The sequence below is a fragment of the uncultured Dokdonia sp. genome (assembly GCF_947492535.1).
GTDB lineage: Bacteria > Bacteroidota > Bacteroidia > Flavobacteriales > Flavobacteriaceae > Dokdonia.
On record NZ_CANLNH010000013.1, the window covers coordinates 26253 to 42520 of the forward strand.

Consider the following 16268-nt stretch of genomic DNA (forward strand, 5'->3'; position numbering starts at 1 on the left):
GCTATGAGAAAACAATTTGATATCAATAAACTTGTGCGGCCTAATGTTGCAAAAATGAAAGCCTATAGCTCTGCGAGAGATGAGTTTACAGATTTTAATAAAGACATGGTATTCTTAGATGCTAATGAAAACCCCTTTAATAATGGTGTAAATCGCTATCCAGACCCACAACAGGGTGCGTTACGACAACTTATTGCTACCCAGAAAGAAATGAATGAAGATGGTATACTCTTCGGAAATGGAAGTGATGAGGTATTAGATCTTATTTTTAGAGCCTTTTGTATTCCAGGAAAAGATAATGTGATTAGTTTACCACCTACGTATGGGATGTATAAAGTGCTGGCAAATACAAATGATATTGAAAATAGAGAAGTATTACTTACTGAAAATTTTCAACCAGACATCGAAACGATATTTGAACAAGTAGATGGAAATACCAAACTTCTCTTTTTGTGTTCGCCAAATAATCCTACGGGTAATCTTATTGAAGGAGATAAGATAGAAACGATTCTAAATCGTTTTGATGGAGTAGTGGTTATTGATGAAGCATACATTGATTTTGCTTCTTCTCCAAGTTGGATTACACGATTAGATCAATATCCAAATTTGATCGTCACTCAAACGCTTTCTAAAGCATATGGAATGGCAGGAATACGATTAGGAATGGCATTTGCTTCTGCAGACATTTGTGCTATCCTAAAAAAGATCAAACCTCCGTATAATGTAAATGAATTAACACAGCAAAAAGCAGTTAAACATATTACAAATACAAATAATTATAATAATGAAATTAGCTCAATACTAGATAATAAGAATAGTTTAAGTAAAGTGTTGGTTGATATAAATTATATAAAAAAAATATTCCCTTCAGATGCAAATTTTGTGTTAGTTAAAGTTGATAATGCAGATAAAAGATACCAACAATTAGTAGAAAAAGGGATCGTAATTCGGAATAGAAGTACACAACCGCTTTGTGAAAATACATTGCGATTTACGATAGGAACTGCTCAAGAAAACGAACAATTAATAACGGCTTTAAATGCCATTTCAAACTAAAAAAGTACAAGACACTACGATACGTTTAGCGTCATAATTTATAACTACCATGAAGAAGAAAGTTTTATTTATAGATCGTGATGGAACCATCATCAAAGAAACTGCAGATGAGCAAATAGATGCTTTTGAAAAGATGATTTTTTATCCAAAAGCATTTACGTGGTTAGGTAAAATTGCACAAGAACTCGACTACGAACTTGTGATGATTACTAATCAAGATGGATTAGGAACTGATGTATTTCCAGAAGATACCTTTTGGCCAGTACACAACTTTATCCTAAAATCTTTTGAAAATGAAGGCGTTGTTTTTGATAAAGTATTTCTAGATCGCACATTTCCACATGAGAATGCCGATACACGCAAACCAGGTACAGGCTTACTAACCGAATACTTCTCTGAAGATTATGACCTTGCTAATTCCTTTGTGATTGGCGATCGCCTTACAGATATGCAATTAGCTACCAATTTAGGAGCTAAAGGTATTTATATCAATGATGAGACGCATTTAGGAACTGGAGAAATCACGATTGAACGTTCAGAATTGGATAAAGACATTGCTTTAGAAAGTAATGATTGGCAAAAAATCTATGAGTTTTTAAAATTAGAAGATAGAGTTCGTACGCTTTCGCGAAAAACAAATGAGACCGACATCCAGATCACACTAAATCTTGATGGTACCGGGAAATCATCTATCCATACAGGAATTGCTTTTTTTGACCACATGCTGGACCAACTAGCGAGACATGGCGCAATGGATTTGGATATCCAAGTAAAAGGAGACTTAGAAGTAGATGAACATCATACCATAGAAGACACTGCGATTGCATTAGGCGAAGTATTTGCAGATGCCTTAGGAAGCAAACTAGGAATTGAACGTTATGGTTTTTGTTTACCGATGGATGACTGTCTAGCGCAAGCAGCCATTGACTTTGGAGGCCGTAACTGGCTCGTTTGGGAAGCCGATTTTAAACGCGAAATGATTGGTAAAATGCCTACAGAAATGTTTTATCATTTCTTTAAATCATTTACAGATGGTGCCAAAGCAAATCTTAATATAAAAGCCGAAGGCACCAATGAACATCATAAGATAGAAGCTATTTTTAAAGCCTTTGCAAAAGCCATTAAAGTAGCCATCAAAAGAGATCCAAATAAAATGATTTTACCTAGTACTAAGGGGATGTTATAGTACCCTAACTCCCAAAGGGAATGGTAGGATAATTTAAAAATAATAGCGTAGGTTAGGATAAGATATCCGCCTTCGCGGATATGAAAATAAAAAAATATGAAACAGGAAAATATTCTCCCTTCGGGGGCTAGGGGGCAAATCGTCATCATAGATTATGGCGCCGGGAATATTCAGAGCATTAAGTTTGCGATAGAACGCTTAGGGTTTACGGCAACATTAAGTCATGATCCCGAAGAAATAAGAAATGCTGATAAGGTGATATTTCCAGGGGTAGGCGAAGCGAGTAGCGCGATGCAAAAACTAAAAGAAAGTGGTTTAGATGCCGTTATTCCTACATTACAACAACCTGTTTTAGGAATCTGTTTAGGGATGCAACTCATGTGTAATTTTTCGGAAGAAGGAAATACAGAAGGATTAGGAATCTTTGATGTAGATGTGGTACGCTTTCCTGCCGACCGTTTAGGTGGGCGCGAAACCAATGCTGAGCCTAGTCGAAGTAGCGTAAAAATCCCACAAATACAATGGAATAGTATCTCTAGTCTTAAAGGGCCGTTGTTTGAAAATGTAGAAAATGATGAATTTATCTATATGGTACATAGCTATTATGCGCCTGTAACAGAAGAAACCATTGCCGTTTGTGAATATGGGATTCCGTATGGTGCCGCTTTCGCGAAAGCGAACTTCTACGGAACGCAATTCCACCCAGAAAAGAGCAGTCGCACAGGAGAACAGATTTTAAAGAATTTTCTAGAAATGTAGTTCAGTAATGAGTAATCAAAAACAAGATATAGTAGCATTTACAGAAAATATCACTGATGATTGGAAAAACTTTCCAGTGTGTGAAATTAATGACCATGTGGTAAGAGTAAGTGTATTGCAAAAGGATTTTTATTGGCATTCACATAGTAAAAGCGACGAATTTTTCTTTGTAGTAGAAGGAGAGTTGTTTGTAGATTTTGAAGACCGAACAGAAACTCTTACGAAAGGGCAAATGATTAAAGTGCCTAAAGATGTATTACATAGAACGCGATCTAATATGAGAACGACTATTTTGTGTTTTGAGAGTACAGATAATGACGTTACTGGGGATGCTAATGAAAAGTAGAAAGTAGAAAAACGAAATATATATTGTCCCTTCGAGCGCAGTCAAGAGGCATTAAAAAGAAATAAATAGTTTATAGATTTAGACTGCGATTAACCAAATAAAAGATACCCGCCTTCGCGGGCATGTATAATGCGAATAATACCAGCCATAGATATCATAGACGGAAAGTGTGTACGCCTTTCCAAAGGAGATTATGATACTAAAAAAATATATAATGAAAACCCATTAGAGGTTGCTAAAAACTTTGAAGCGCATGGAATCAAATATTTACATTTAGTAGATCTTGATGGTGCAAAAAGTAAGCATATTGTAAATCATAAGATTCTAGAGCAAATAGCTTCAAAAACAAGTTTAAAAATAGATTTTGGTGGTGGTTTAAAGACAGATCAAGATTTACATATCGCTTTTGAAAGTGGTGCTTCCCAAATTACAGGCGGAAGTATTGCAGTAAAAGACCCTGTAATTTTTGAAAATTGGATAACAACCTATGGATCGGACAAGATTATTTTAGGCGCTGATGCACATCATAGGAAAATTGCTATTTCCGGATGGTTAGAAGCATCAGATGATGATGTCGTAGAGTTTATAACAAACTATCAAGCAAAAGGAGTTCACTATGTGATTTGTACGGATATTAGTAAAGACGGTATGTTAGAAGGTCCTAGCTTTGATTTGTATAAAGAAATATTAAATACTTGTCAACCTGAGCTTGTCGAAGGTCAAAATGTGCTTCGACAAGCTCAGCATGACAATAGCCTCAAACTTATTGCCTCTGGCGGTATCTCAACCTTTGATGAATTACCTAAATTGGCTGAATTAGGTTGTGAGGGCACGATCATAGGAAAGGCCATTTATGAGAATCGTATCACTTTGAAACAATTAGAACACTTTATTTTAAATCACTAAGTATGGAGTCACCTTGGGTAACAGATTTTAAAGAAAACGCGCTTTATCGCATAGATGAGAGTACACGTATGATTACTATTGCCTTTCAGAAAATTGATGATACACACGTTTGGCAACGTCCTAATCATTCAAGTAATAGTCTTGGGAATCAAATTTTACACCTATGTGGTAATATGACGCAATATGTCATTTCAAGCCTTGGTGAGAAAGAGGATGCTCGTGATCGAGATGCAGAGTTTGATGCTATAGATGGATATACGAAAGAAACGCTCTTAGAACAATTAATAGTTACAGTAAAGGAAGTGAAGAATACGATCCAAAATGCATCAGAAGAGCAACTTTTAAAAAAGCGAAACGTACAAGGATTTCATTTTTCAGGAATGGGATGTGTGATTCATGCCGTAGAGCATTATAGTTACCATACAGGGCAGATTGCTTTTTGGATAAAAACACTTGTAAATAGTCCTTTAGGGTTCTATGACGGTTTAGACTTGAATACAATGAACAATGAATGACGAATAAATGAACGACGAATTACGAACAGGTAATTACGAACGACGAATAATTAACAACGAGCAATGAACAATCAACTTTAAAATTGATGTATATGCGTGATTTGAAAAAGAGAACAAAGAAATTTACTATTGATTGCTAGGAGCTTTGTAAACAATTCCCGAAATCTAGAGAGTTTGATGCTTTTATTCGTCAGTTAATAAGATCTTCTAGTTCGGTGGGCGCTAATTATAGAGCAGCAAATAGAGCAAAGTCAGATCGTGATTTTATACATAAAATGAAGATTGTAGAGGAAGAAGCAGATGAAAGTATGTTTTGGTTAGAAATACTTCAAGAAGTGGCAGAAGTAAATCCAGAAGAAATAAAAAGGCTTATTTCTGAGGCAAATGAATTACTAGCGATTACTGTATCATCAATTAAAACCGTTAGAAAAAGAATTAATTAATTATAATTTGATGTTCGTCGTTCGGCGTTCATTTATTTGTACTTATAAACATGATAACAAAAAGAATAATACCTTGTTTAGATATCAAAAACGGAAGAACCGTAAAGGGAACCAATTTTGTAAACCTTAGAGATGCTGGAGATCCAGTAGCACTTGCTAAAGTATATTCAGATACAGGAGCAGACGAGCTTGTTTTTCTAGATATATCTGCCACCGAAGAGCGTAGGAAGACCTTATCTGATCTTGTATTGCGAGTGGCTTCACAAGTAAACATTCCATTTACGGTAGGAGGTGGAATCTCATCTGTAGAAGATGTAGATATACTTCTTAAAAATGGAGCAGATAAAGTATCGATCAACTCTAGTGCTGTAAAACGACCTGATTTGATTAATGAATTGGTAGCTAAATTTGGCTCACAATGCATTGTCGTGGCTATAGATGCCAAATGTATAGACGGTAATTGGATCGTTCATCTAGTAGGCGGAAAAGTACCAACAACCCTTGATTTATTTGATTGGGCAAAAGAAGTAGCAAAGCGTGGAGCAGGAGAAATCTTGTTTACTTCGATGGATAACGATGGAACGAAAGATGGTTTTGCTAATAAAGCATTAGCAAGGCTTTCTGAAGAGCTGACTATTCCCATTATCGCAAGTGGTGGCGCAGGAAATAAGCAACATTTTAAAGATGCATTTACAGAAGGAAAAGCAGATGCTGCATTAGCGGCTAGTGTTTTTCACTTTGGAGAAATATCCATACCAGAATTAAAAAACGAATTAAAAGCACAAGGAATATCTGTGCGTATCTAACCTCAAAATAAATAATTATGACAATTGATTTTTCAAAATTTGCAGATGGTTTAGTTCCTGCGATTGTACAAGACGTAAGAACTAAGAACGTTCTCATGTTAGGATATATGAATCAGGAAGCATACGCTAAAACTTTAGATTCTAAAAGAGTAACATTTTATAGCAGAAGCAAAGAACGTTTGTGGACTAAAGGCGAGGAGTCTAATAACTACCTTGATCTTGTAGATATTAAAGTAGATTGTGATCAAGATAGTTTATTGGTGTTAGCAGAGCCTACAGGTCCTGTGTGTCATAAAGGAACAGATACATGTTGGGGAGAACGAAACTCTCCTAATTATGGGTTCTTTTCACATTTAGAAGATGTAATACGTGATCGTAAAGATAATCCCGAAGATAATCCCGATTCTTACGTAGCGAGTTTATTCAAAAAAGGGATCAATAAAGTAGCGCAAAAAGTAGGAGAGGAGGCTGTTGAGGTCGTTATAGAGGCCAAAGATGATAATGATTTATTATTTCTTAATGAAAGCGCAGACCTAATCTTCCATCTCATGGTATTATTACGGGCAAAAGGGTTTGGACTACATAGTGTAGAAAAAACGCTTATTTCTAGACATAAGTAGTATCACTAGTGATGATTGTAAATTGGCAAACTAAAATGATATTACATTTTGGAGAGAATGAGTACGCTTTCGCGAAAGCGTTAATTAACAGCATAAATAACATAAAGGCTGTCTAAAAAGTAAATTTTGTACGTCATTTGAATATACCTCATTTTGACAGAAACGATACTTTTTAGACAGCTAAATAGTTGCATTGCCTCTAATTCTCTTGCGACATTAGTGTTTTGCGTTTTAGTAGGTGCTTTTCAGAATCTTCTAGTTGATGAGCCAGTCCTTCTTTTATTTTAAGGATTGCTTTCTTGTCACTATACGCCAAATTATTCATTTCTTTAGGATCATTAGTTAAGTCATACAATTCATATTCTGTAGGATAACTTCCTAAGGTATGAAAATAATATGCATATTTCCAGTTTTTTGTACGAATACAACGTATTCTATTTGCCGCTAATACTGCAGAAGGAACATCGGCAGAACTAGCTTTTGTATCATCAAAAGTAAACATGATAGATTCCTGAACCTCTGTATTGTCTCTTAGTATCGGTACTAAGTTTTTACCTTGTAAAGAACGTGCGGGCTCTTTAATACCAACCAAGGAAGCAATCGTAGGCATGATGTCAATCAAGGAAGCTAGGTTGTCTGATGATTTGACAACACTTGTATCGTGTCTAGGGAATAAAATAGGATTTGAAATTACCATTGGAACTCTTAGTGTTTCTTCATACACATTAAATGCTTTTTGACGCATCCCTCCATGTGCCATTCCCATCTCTCCATGGTCAGAAAGACGAATTACAATAGCGTCATCTGCTAGTTTTTTTCCTTGCGATGAAACCGCATATAACTCATCTACAAATTCTCCTATTTGACTATCTATTTTTTGAAGTGTATACCCATAAAAGTTGATATAATTTAATTTATCATCTCTAGTGGGTAATGCACCTAATAATTTCCCAGCGGCTTTCATCGTTTGAAATTGCGCCATTGGTTTTTTGTTTTTCAATAAATCCTCAGTGACAGATGTTGGTAAATGAATAGCTCTAGAAGACCAATCTTTTTCGGTATACCCATAATCTAGACCATCAGGATATGCTAACACATCATGGGGGTTTACTAATGATAATACCAAGCAAAACGGAACTCTAGGTTTGCCCGATTCTCTTTCAATTCGAATTCTTTTTAAATAATCGGTTCCTTGTTTAATATATTTCTCATCATGGTTAGCAAAACCGCCTCCAAAATTTTCTGGTTTTACATCTTCTCCAGCATCAGGTGCAATCCATCCCTGAAAACCTGTAAGTGCTATTTGTGATGAACTTAAATCATTTTCTGTATCACCTTTACTTAAATGCCATTTTCCTCTGTACTGAACATCATAGCCTTCTTGTTGTAACATTCTAGCCATATTAAATAGACTTGGGTCTAATGTTGTCTCGGCACTTGAGTAGCGACCTCCCCAAGTAAGGGTTTGCGTAACCCCATGCTGTGCAGGATAGGTGCCTGTAAAAAGAGTACCCCTACTGGGAGAACACATGCAAGAATTGCAAAATGCACGATCAAAAGAGAAACCGTGCTCTTTTAAAAAGGTCATGGTTTTTAAATGTTCAGATTCCCAATTTGGAGGGAAATGTTGGGTTGCTCTCTCTTGATCGGTAATAATAATCACTAAATCGGGTTGCTCGGGTAACAGAGCACGTCTTTTAGAATAACTCATCGTTTATTTTTTATAGTTATTTTTTAAAAGTACTAAAGGTGATATTGTATAAATAGCGTATTATTACCTGATTATTAGTGTGTTATATTAAAACAAAAGCCATTGCGATTCGAGAAGTCAAACTCGAGTGCAATGGCCTTTACAAAATATATATTTACTATTTATGGAAGTTGTCCTTCTATAATTTCTTGTGTTTGAACAATCCAATCTCTTGAAAAATCTAATCGTATTTCTGGTTGTATCCCTACCATTTCATATTGAATAAACTTATGAAAGTTCATATCGGTAGGTGTGAAAGAAAAATTTCCAGTAGGAGAGTCGTAGGATGTACCATAGTTCATACCGTATGATATAATTCCATTGGTACGTTGTCCTAGGTGAACCGAATTTTTAATCTTTTTAAGTTTTAATGTAAATTGCTCTCCATTACTTCCCGTAAAGTAGTTAGTGATCACATATACATTAGCGCCAGATTTCTTTAGTATTTTTACGAAAGGATCACTGTACTTAGAATTACCACCTCCATTATTACGAAGGTCTACAATGACATTAGATGCATTAATCTTGTCTTTATATTCAGCGTAAAACTTTTTGAATGCTTCTACATTACTTTTTCTATTTGAAAAAGAACCAAAATATAAATACTGTGTATCATCAGTAAGTTGTTTAAATTCCCAATTCTCATTCTCAGAGGGTGCTTCAACATAGTTAGGACTATTTAATTCCTTTTGAAGTCCCCATAACTTCCCATTATACGCTAACATTGATTTTTGAAACCATAATTTGCGAGAATATGGGTGATAACGTAATACTTGGTATTCATCTCCTTCTATTTTATTGATCTGGTATGCAATCTGTCCAGCTCCCCAAAAATCTGATGTACTTTCTAAAACAACAGCGATATATTTCCCTTTTGTTGTTGTTTCATACACACCGATTTCGCCTACATATCTATCTGTATAAATACCTTCTATGTTCTCAAAAGGTATCTGAGCTAATCTAGCGCGTAATTCTGTTAGATTGACTGTTACCGTAGGATGCTCTTTAAAAATAGCAGTTTGCTTAAAATTAGATTTATATATAGAATCTTGATATTGTTCTTTTGTAATTACATCACCAGTAGATGAGATACTCGCATGTTTATCTTTCACAACACTTAGTAAGGTGTTGAGTTTAAATAAGCAATCTACTTTGGTGATAGGTGATTGCATTTCATCAGAAAGTCTTTTGTATACATTTTGAAATTCTGAGACCTTAGTATCTTTAATTTGTTTTTTGTAAGAGATCATATCCTGCATTTTAGTAGCAAGAAAATCAAGATCCTTTTTGCAATCACATAATGTTGATGTTTGTGCTTTCGCGAAAGCAAATACGATAAGAAATAAAGCGGTACATACGGTAGTTAATTTAGTTTTCATAATTGATTTTTTATGTTTGACTTCTGGTTCAAAAGTATTTCACAAAAATCAATGAGCCTATTATATATGAGGCTTTGGGGTGAAATGTATCTAGTTTGTGGTGGAATTTATAGTTGTTTTTACCGCTGTGGAGTAGGTCTTTGATATTGGGATGAAAATAGCATTTGATGCTACGATGGCTAACTTCCCATTTTCGGTTTTCCAAGATTGAAAATGATAAGGATTCATTAAAAATGAACGATGGGTTCTGATAAGTTCAGGGAAACTAGATTCAACGACAGAAAGTTTGTTTCTGATGAGTTGCTTTTTAAGTGTGTTGTTATCCAAAAAGGAGACTTCGACATAATTATCGGACGATTGTATGCAAATCAAATCATTGAATAGTAATCGTAAACTCTCATAATTGCCTTCTCCTTGTATTTCGATCTTTGCCTCTTCAAGACGTTTGTTTTTGTATTTTCCTAAGGCCCATCTTCCAGCTAGTACAATAGGCAATATAGTTACAATAGCAGGAATAAAAATACTAGTAGTATAATACCATAAAGTGTATGGGTTTGATTCTCCATATACGATTACATATACATAATATGTACGAGCTAATACGAAAGAAAAAACAATGAAAGCTAGGTTGAATATAATTTCATTCTTTAACGACCATTGTTTATCAGAGCGCTTGTACAAGAAGTTTTGAAGTGGAAGCATAATGATGTAGCATAAGGCTCCTATAAGTCCGTAAAATGGGAGGTATATAAGCTTTTCTCGATCACCAAATTCATTTACATCTAAGGGTTCTGTAAAGTATAAGAATATAAAAATCCATATAGCAAGTGCAAGACCTACTAGTAAATGGTGTTTTAAAGAAGCATCAAAAGGATATTTTTTCAAAAGGTATTTATTAGCCCCGCCAAAGGGGTTTACTACTTCGAGGCTTGCCTCGAAATTAAAATTAGTTTTGTATAAATGCCTCGTGGGCTTGCCCCGAGGTAATATATTTGAACATCTAAATATACTATTTCTTCTTATTCTAAGGATATTATTTTACCATATGTAACATACTTTTCTGCTTTTAGCTGATCCATCAAAGGTCCATAGTCTTCTTTCTGCAGGCAATTTATTAGAACAATAGTACTTTGTGTTTCTTTATCATAAAAACTAGTCACAAAAGAAGTGTTCAAGTCTGTGTTTTTAGGCAATGACGGTAATTGCTTTTGTAAGATAGGGAAGATACTTCCCTGATCTTTATCTACAACGATAAGCTTTGTTCTATTGTTTTCGCGTAAGCGGGTAAAAGAATCATCACGATTGATAGGACTAGAGAAATAGGCAGAGCGCATTCTGAAACGCTCTCTAACACCTGCAAAATATACATCCATTAATGACTCATCTTCTGTTTGCGAGAAGATGTTGAGGTTATTCATGAGAATATCAAGATCTGTAATCGCTTTAGGGAATGCTTCTCCAAAAAGTATGATGGCTTGTTCAATAAAGGCTTTATCAATGGTATTATTGGCGTTCATATATGTTTTTACAAGCGGGTATAACTTTTTTCCATACCCATTTATATATTCAAAACTATACCATTCACCTGTATCTAGTTTTCCATTAAGTTGTTCATATGCCCAACCATTTCCCACGGCTGTCGCAAGACCTTCATCAAAGAAATCATATGCCAATGCAGCATATGGATTACTGGAGGTTGTAAACCAAGTATCTATGTTTTCTTGAAGAGCTAACGGTTGTGCATCAAATAAGATATGATTCATTTCATGTATCGCAATACCTACTATATCTTCGCCTTCTTTTTCTCGTTCAGATAGGTATGAGCAAATTAAGTTGTTTCCTTTTGGAATTGCTGTTGTACCGCCACTTTTTAGAGGAATAGGATAGAGCATGATTTTAAAAGGCGTGCTCTTAGACCAATTACTTCCAAGGAATACATTGACCTTATTGAATAGTGTTTCTATTTGAGGGACATATCCTTGTATAGATTGTTCTAATTGCGCTCTTTGAGTAGTTGTGGTAGACCACACATGTTTCTTATAATAAGGGAGTATCTGATGCATAATTTCTATAAGTGCAGTATGATCATTAGGAGGTAGAAATCCAATAGTGCGCGTTGCAAAATCATCTATGCTTGTTGAGTTAGCACTTGCTACCCACAATAGATCCATGGTACTCGTAAATGGATGTCTTTTTTCAGGATACCGTTCTCTATGAATACTTGTTTCTACATCTATACTAGCAAAACGTTTGGTGAGCTGTGTGAAGTCAGCGTCATTACCTACAGCTTCGTTAATATATTTTTGATAGGATGGAGCACTACCTGGCTGATTGCTAGCAGTAGCTATAAAGGTAAGAGTGCCTAAAACTTCATTATGCGCTACTTTGATGAAATCTTGTTGCGCATATACTGATACATATGCGCATAGAAAAAATGTGATTAAATGAATGATTCTCATGAGTGATTATAATTGATTGATATTACAAAAGACGAAAAAATAATGAGATATTACCATTTATGATTTTAATATCCCATGTTTTAACTTTTATAGCTTGTTTTCAAGTAATCTAAATAATCTCATTTTTAAAATTGAAAAATTATTAGTATTATTGTGATATCAAAATGATATTATTATGAAAAATGAAACTCAATTGCAACCTACTAATGGATACATAATGTTATTCGTATTATTTATAGTGATTATTAGTATGATAGTTGGTGTAGTAGTCACTAAAAACCCTATGTTTTTAGTGCTTTTTCCTGTTGTTCTATTAATTATCAAAGGGTTCTTTATTGTAAATCCTAATAGCTCTAAAGTTTTAGTATTGTTTGGAGCGTATAAAGGAACCGTTAGAGATAATGGATTCTTTTGGGCAAATCCTTTTTATACAAGACAGAAAATTTCTTTGCGAGCAAGAAATTTTGATAGTGAGCGTGTGAAAGTAAATGATAAGATTGGAAACCCTATTATGATTAATGTTATTTTAGTTTGGCAAGTAAGCGATACCTATAAATCTGCGTTTGATGTAGATAATTATGAAGAGTTTGTAAGAGTACAAACAGATGCAGCTGTTAGAAAACTTGCAGGATCGTATCCGTATGATAATTTTGATGATGCGCAGGCAGAACTTACATTACGATCTGGGATGGATGAGGTAAACGAAGCGCTAGAGAATGAAATCACGGAGCGTTTAGCGATTGCAGGAATTAAAGTAATGGAGGCAAGGATTGGATATTTAGCTTATGCGCCAGAAATTGCAAGCTCCATGTTAAAGAGACAACAAGCTGTTGCTATTGTTGCAGCGCGTAAGAAAATCGTTGAAGGTGCTGTAGGTATGGTAGAAGATGCTCTAAGCAAATTATCTGAAGATAATATCATAGATTTTGATGATGATAAAAAAGCGTCTATGGTAAGTAATTTAATGGTTGTACTTTGCGGTGATAAAGAAGCTGTACCTATTGTAAATGCGGGTACATTAAATGCCTAAAACGTGAGTAAAAGAAAATCATTTGTCCTTCGTATTGACCCAGAGACGTTCAAACAAATTGAAAAATGGGCAGATGATGAATTTCGTAGCGTTAATGGGCAAATAGAATGGATGATGCATAAGGCCTTAAAAGAGGCTAAAAGATTACCTAAGACATCTAAAAAGAAAGAGAACCCAGACGATGAATGATTTGGTAATATATCTTACCACCATACCACAAAACATTTTTCTATACGAGTATCTTCTTTTTTAATCCATACAATGGGAGCTCGCTTTTGTATGTGTTTTTGTTCTATCTCTAGCAAAACTTTAAAATGTGATATCCAAGTTACATCCTCATGAGGTGTATGTATCCATTCGTATTTATAGGTAACATAGTATGTATATTTTTTAAACACATCAGCTATAAAATCTTGCATACGAATCCAGAAACCTACAATACAATCAGTGTTTAATGGATGTATAGAAGGTGTTTGCATGTTGTAGGGAGTAAACAATTGCCCCATAAATACCACTTGTTGTTCTAATTGGGAAGCATCGATATCTAGACTTTTAAGTGTTTTTTTTCCTTCTTCCGTATGAATAAGTGGGAGTTGTTTCTGTATTGTTTTCTCCAATTTTGTAAAAAATAAATCCTTTCTATTTGGTCCCATCAATCTGTGAATAGGTTCGGAGATCGTTGGGTCTAGGATATAAAACTTATAAGTAAGTTCTATGTGGAGGAGTTTTCCGCTTTCGCGAACCTGCCTCGCCGGTAGGGAGGAGTGTATAATGAAGTCTAACTCTCCTATAGTGTCATTTCCCTTTTGTATTTGAATATTATGCGCTAGCACTTCATAAGCCTCTGAATGTGATAGTATTTGATGCAATATATATTCTATCTGATGTCCTAGTCGTAGCTTTTTAGGAATAGGATGTGGCTCAAAGGTAGATAGGTCTATGCTAGGAATCGTAAACTGTTGAAGCCCAAACTGTGAGTTTATCCATAGGGGAGGAGATGCTAAAAAACCGTGTATGTGTTTCACGACGTTAAAGATACACTATATTGCCATCAGTTATTTCTACGCCTGCTTGCGTGACAATAAAGACCTAAGATTATAAGAAGGGGATCTTCTTTTTCTATTACCTTTATATGACCCCTATATTTTGATGCATCATAGTCATAAATACTCTGATTTTTATGATATAGATGAAAGTGAAATAATAATAGAGAAGTGCGATATATCATTTCATATACAGTATTGTTATATTCAATTTTAGCAGATAAACTCCAAAACGGAAAAATAAGTTTAGCGATGGGTGTTTTATCCTCATTTTTATAAACTTCATAGGTATAACCCCAAATACTATTCTTTTTAACAGTATAACTATTTCCTAAAAGTTCGATGTAACTTTTCATAAATACCCCGAAAGTAAAGTATCCAATAATCGTATCATCTAGATATAGATCCGTTTGAAAACTTAAAAACTTTTTTTTCCAGGAATATTGATGCATAAACTAAAAGCGTAAGGTACTTTATCAGTCGTTTATGTCTTATTTCTGTTACATTCTATTAGAATAATACATGTTTTTTGTGCATTACATCACGTGAAAAATACGTTCTATTAATTTTAAAAATACAAAAGGTCACTTTTTTAAGTGACCTTTTGTACTATTTTTATCCTATTTAGGATAACCATCCTTTTTTAGTTGATTTTTTACAATACCAATACAAGAAAAAACCTATACCTATAATAATAATAGGAAAGTATATGGATTGCATCGTTCCAAAAATTTCTAAATGATTTGTAGCGGTAAGGCCGTAAATTGTTGAAATTACAACAGCTAATGTGGATATTAAAAATAATAATGCAGACAATTTCTTTCGCATTAGCATCATAATAGCTGCTAAAAGCCCACCTATGGTAGCTACTCCATATAATACTATTTCCCACGAAGCTATTCCTTTTATGTATTCCAGTTGCTCTTCGGTATACATACTTGCGAGTATTTCTTCTCCTCCAAAATTATCTAAATAAAAGGCATATACTCCCATTAAATTCCAAAGTAAGCCTAGTACAATTGCAATAATCCAAAATGCAACGCTTGGTTTGTTTGTTGTAGTCATTGTCAGTCTATTTTTGGTTGTTAGTACTAACAATGTACAAATTTTTTAATTTTCTTAGTGGTAAGAACTATTTTCAAAGTTAAATTCGCATCTATGTTTGACAAGCGATTCTATTACTTATTAAAGATTCAATATTTAGGGTTTCGATACCATGGTTGGCAGAAACAACCTGATGTACTTACGGTAGAACGTATGGTAGAACGTACGTTTTCATATGTTTTGGACCGTAAAAACTTTAAACTACTGGCTTCTGGTCGTACTGATGCCAAAGTCTCGGCAAATGTGGCATATGTAGAGTTGTTTCTAAAAGATGAACCGTTACCAAGTGATGGCTTCTTAAAGCTATTGAATGATAATCTGCCTCAGGATATCCGTTGCCTTGACATTACAGAAGTTGATAAAGCATTTAATGTCATGGATGCTCCCAAAGGAAAGGAGTATATCTATCTCTTTTCTCACGGAGAAAAAAACCATCCATTTGCGGCACCCTATATGGTGAATATTAATACAAAGTTGGATATAGCACTCATGCAAGAAGGTGCGCGTCTTTTTGAAGGAACACATGATTTTAGGACATACGCTTATAAAGCAAACCCTGAAACTAAAACCATTAGCACATTAGATGTGAGCGAGATTATTAAAAACGAGTTATATACAGCGAGTTTTTTTCCAGAGGAGAGTTATGTGTTTCGGGTATGTGGCAAAGGTTTTAAAAGACATCAAATACGCTTGATGATGGGCGCATTATTTGACCTAGGACAAGGAAAGATAGATCTAGATTTTATAAAGGAAACTTTAGTGCCAGGAAATACCATAAAACTGGAACATATCGCACAACCTAGTGGTTTGATGCTTCACGATGTGCGTATGTAGTCTCACACAATTTACTATCTTTAGTTCTTCAT

The 16268-nt window shown here is 34.7% G+C and carries 17 protein-coding genes and 1 pseudogene; 12 read left to right on the plus strand and 6 right to left on the minus strand.

From position 1 onward, the window contains the following. Positions 1-3 precede the first annotated feature (3 nt). From hisC to hisIE, 9 genes and pseudogenes are all read left to right on the plus strand, one after another. Positions 4-1056 carry a histidinol-phosphate transaminase gene (hisC, locus tag Q1A60_RS16090; RefSeq protein ID WP_299767205.1) on the plus strand — a complete coding sequence of 351 codons (1053 nt, stop codon included), beginning with the start codon at positions 4-6 and terminating at the stop codon, positions 1054-1056. A gap of 49 nt (positions 1057-1105) precedes the next feature. Beyond that, positions 1106-2242: a bifunctional histidinol-phosphatase/imidazoleglycerol-phosphate dehydratase HisB gene (gene hisB, locus Q1A60_RS16095; protein ID WP_299767204.1), complete on the plus strand. Its 1137-nt coding sequence runs from the start codon at positions 1106-1108 to the stop codon at positions 2240-2242. A 96-nt stretch (positions 2243-2338) separates the two neighbouring features. After that, positions 2339-3001: an imidazole glycerol phosphate synthase subunit HisH gene (hisH, locus tag Q1A60_RS16100; protein ID WP_299767203.1), complete on the plus strand. Its 663-nt coding sequence runs from the start codon at positions 2339-2341 to the stop codon at positions 2999-3001. A 7-nt stretch (positions 3002-3008) separates the two neighbouring features. After that, positions 3009-3347, plus strand: coding sequence for a cupin domain-containing protein (locus tag Q1A60_RS16105; protein ID WP_299767202.1), 339 nt, complete (start codon positions 3009-3011; stop codon positions 3345-3347). Positions 3348-3476: 129 nt separating this feature from the next. Then, positions 3477-4253: a 1-(5-phosphoribosyl)-5-[(5-phosphoribosylamino)methylideneamino] imidazole-4-carboxamide isomerase gene (locus tag Q1A60_RS16110; RefSeq protein WP_299767201.1), complete on the plus strand. Its 777-nt coding sequence runs from the start codon at positions 3477-3479 to the stop codon at positions 4251-4253. A 2-nt stretch (positions 4254-4255) separates the two neighbouring features. Then, positions 4256-4768, plus strand: coding sequence for a DinB family protein (locus Q1A60_RS16115; RefSeq protein WP_299767200.1), 513 nt, complete (start codon positions 4256-4258; stop codon positions 4766-4768). A 152-nt stretch (positions 4769-4920) separates the two neighbouring features. Next, a pseudogene (locus Q1A60_RS16120) lies at positions 4921-5211 on the plus strand (four helix bundle protein); the annotation flags it as partial. Positions 5212-5261: 50 nt separating this feature from the next. Next, the gene (gene hisF, locus Q1A60_RS16125; RefSeq protein WP_299767199.1) at positions 5262-6017 is read left to right on the plus strand and encodes an imidazole glycerol phosphate synthase subunit HisF; all 756 of its coding nucleotides are present in this window, start codon (positions 5262-5264) and stop codon (positions 6015-6017) included. Positions 6018-6034: 17 nt separating this feature from the next. Then, a complete protein-coding gene (gene hisIE, locus Q1A60_RS16130) occupies positions 6035-6637 on the plus strand; it encodes a bifunctional phosphoribosyl-AMP cyclohydrolase/phosphoribosyl-ATP diphosphatase HisIE (RefSeq protein WP_299767198.1) in 603 nt (200 codons plus the stop codon). A gap of 199 nt (positions 6638-6836) precedes the next feature. On the opposite strand, the gene Q1A60_RS16135 is transcribed toward hisIE, so the two are convergent. The 4 genes from Q1A60_RS16135 to Q1A60_RS16150 all read right to left on the minus strand — a co-directional run bounded on the left by Q1A60_RS16135 (position 6837) and on the right by Q1A60_RS16150 (position 12225). Further along, a complete protein-coding gene (locus Q1A60_RS16135) occupies positions 6837-8348 on the minus strand; it encodes a sulfatase-like hydrolase/transferase (protein ID WP_299767197.1) in 1512 nt (503 codons plus the stop codon). Between the two features lie 161 nt (positions 8349-8509). Beyond that, entirely contained in the window at positions 8510-9766 is a 1257-nt protein-coding gene (locus tag Q1A60_RS16140) for a S41 family peptidase (RefSeq protein WP_299767196.1), read from the minus strand. Between the two features lie 90 nt (positions 9767-9856). Beyond that, the gene (locus Q1A60_RS16145) at positions 9857-10651 is read right to left on the minus strand and encodes a LytTR family DNA-binding domain-containing protein (protein ID WP_299767195.1); all 795 of its coding nucleotides are present in this window, start codon (positions 10649-10651) and stop codon (positions 9857-9859) included. 134 nt (positions 10652-10785) lie between these two features. After that, positions 10786-12225, minus strand: a complete 1440-nt coding sequence (locus Q1A60_RS16150; RefSeq protein WP_299767194.1) for a hypothetical protein — start codon at positions 12223-12225, stop codon at positions 10786-10788. Between the two features lie 175 nt (positions 12226-12400). Here Q1A60_RS16150 and Q1A60_RS16155 point away from each other — a divergent pair, with 175 nt between their 5' ends. Together Q1A60_RS16155 and Q1A60_RS16160 are read left to right on the plus strand one after the other, a co-directional pair. Continuing rightward, positions 12401-13255 carry an SPFH domain-containing protein gene (locus tag Q1A60_RS16155; protein ID WP_299767193.1) on the plus strand — a complete coding sequence of 285 codons (855 nt, stop codon included), beginning with the start codon at positions 12401-12403 and terminating at the stop codon, positions 13253-13255. A 3-nt stretch (positions 13256-13258) separates the two neighbouring features. Then, a complete protein-coding gene (locus Q1A60_RS16160; protein ID WP_299767192.1) occupies positions 13259-13444 on the plus strand; it encodes an Arc family DNA binding domain-containing protein in 186 nt (61 codons plus the stop codon). 14 nt (positions 13445-13458) lie between these two features. Here Q1A60_RS16160 and Q1A60_RS16165 read toward each other — a convergent pair whose 3' ends face one another. Then, on the minus strand, positions 13459-14280 hold the full coding sequence (locus tag Q1A60_RS16165; RefSeq protein WP_299767191.1) for a DUF1853 family protein: 822 nt from the start codon (positions 14278-14280) through the stop codon (positions 13459-13461). A gap of 642 nt (positions 14281-14922) precedes the next feature. Continuing rightward, positions 14923-15363, minus strand: a complete 441-nt coding sequence (locus Q1A60_RS16170; RefSeq protein WP_299767190.1) for a hypothetical protein — start codon at positions 15361-15363, stop codon at positions 14923-14925. 93 nt (positions 15364-15456) lie between these two features. Here Q1A60_RS16170 and Q1A60_RS16175 point away from each other — a divergent pair, with 93 nt between their 5' ends. Then, the gene (locus Q1A60_RS16175) at positions 15457-16236 is read left to right on the plus strand and encodes a tRNA pseudouridine(38-40) synthase TruA (protein ID WP_299767189.1); all 780 of its coding nucleotides are present in this window, start codon (positions 15457-15459) and stop codon (positions 16234-16236) included. Positions 16237-16268 lie beyond the last annotated feature (32 nt).

What these genes read in the sequence shown, in the direction of transcription:
- hisC (WP_299767205.1), top strand. Translation starts at nt 4, where the DNA reads ATGAGAAAACAATTTGATATCAATAAACTTGTGCGGCCTAATGTTGCA.
- hisB (WP_299767204.1), top strand. Translation starts at nt 1,106, where the DNA reads ATGAAGAAGAAAGTTTTATTTATAGATCGTGATGGAACCATCATCAAA.
- hisH (WP_299767203.1), top strand. Translation starts at nt 2,339, where the DNA reads ATGAAACAGGAAAATATTCTCCCTTCGGGGGCTAGGGGGCAAATCGTC.
- Q1A60_RS16105 (WP_299767202.1), top strand. Translation starts at nt 3,009, where the DNA reads ATGAGTAATCAAAAACAAGATATAGTAGCATTTACAGAAAATATCACT.
- Q1A60_RS16110 (WP_299767201.1), top strand. Translation starts at nt 3,477, where the DNA reads ATGCGAATAATACCAGCCATAGATATCATAGACGGAAAGTGTGTACGC.
- Q1A60_RS16115 (WP_299767200.1), top strand. Translation starts at nt 4,256, where the DNA reads ATGGAGTCACCTTGGGTAACAGATTTTAAAGAAAACGCGCTTTATCGC.
- hisF (WP_299767199.1), top strand. Translation starts at nt 5,262, where the DNA reads ATGATAACAAAAAGAATAATACCTTGTTTAGATATCAAAAACGGAAGA.
- hisIE (WP_299767198.1), top strand. Translation starts at nt 6,035, where the DNA reads ATGACAATTGATTTTTCAAAATTTGCAGATGGTTTAGTTCCTGCGATT.
- Q1A60_RS16135 (WP_299767197.1), bottom strand. Translation starts at nt 8,348, where the DNA reads ATGAGTTATTCTAAAAGACGTGCTCTGTTACCCGAGCAACCCGATTTA.
- Q1A60_RS16140 (WP_299767196.1), bottom strand. Translation starts at nt 9,766, where the DNA reads ATGAAAACTAAATTAACTACCGTATGTACCGCTTTATTTCTTATCGTA.
- Q1A60_RS16150 (WP_299767194.1), bottom strand. Translation starts at nt 12,225, where the DNA reads ATGAGAATCATTCATTTAATCACATTTTTTCTATGCGCATATGTATCA.
- Q1A60_RS16155 (WP_299767193.1), top strand. Translation starts at nt 12,401, where the DNA reads ATGAAAAATGAAACTCAATTGCAACCTACTAATGGATACATAATGTTA.
- Q1A60_RS16170 (WP_299767190.1), bottom strand. Translation starts at nt 15,363, where the DNA reads ATGACTACAACAAACAAACCAAGCGTTGCATTTTGGATTATTGCAATT.
- Q1A60_RS16175 (WP_299767189.1), top strand. Translation starts at nt 15,457, where the DNA reads ATGTTTGACAAGCGATTCTATTACTTATTAAAGATTCAATATTTAGGG.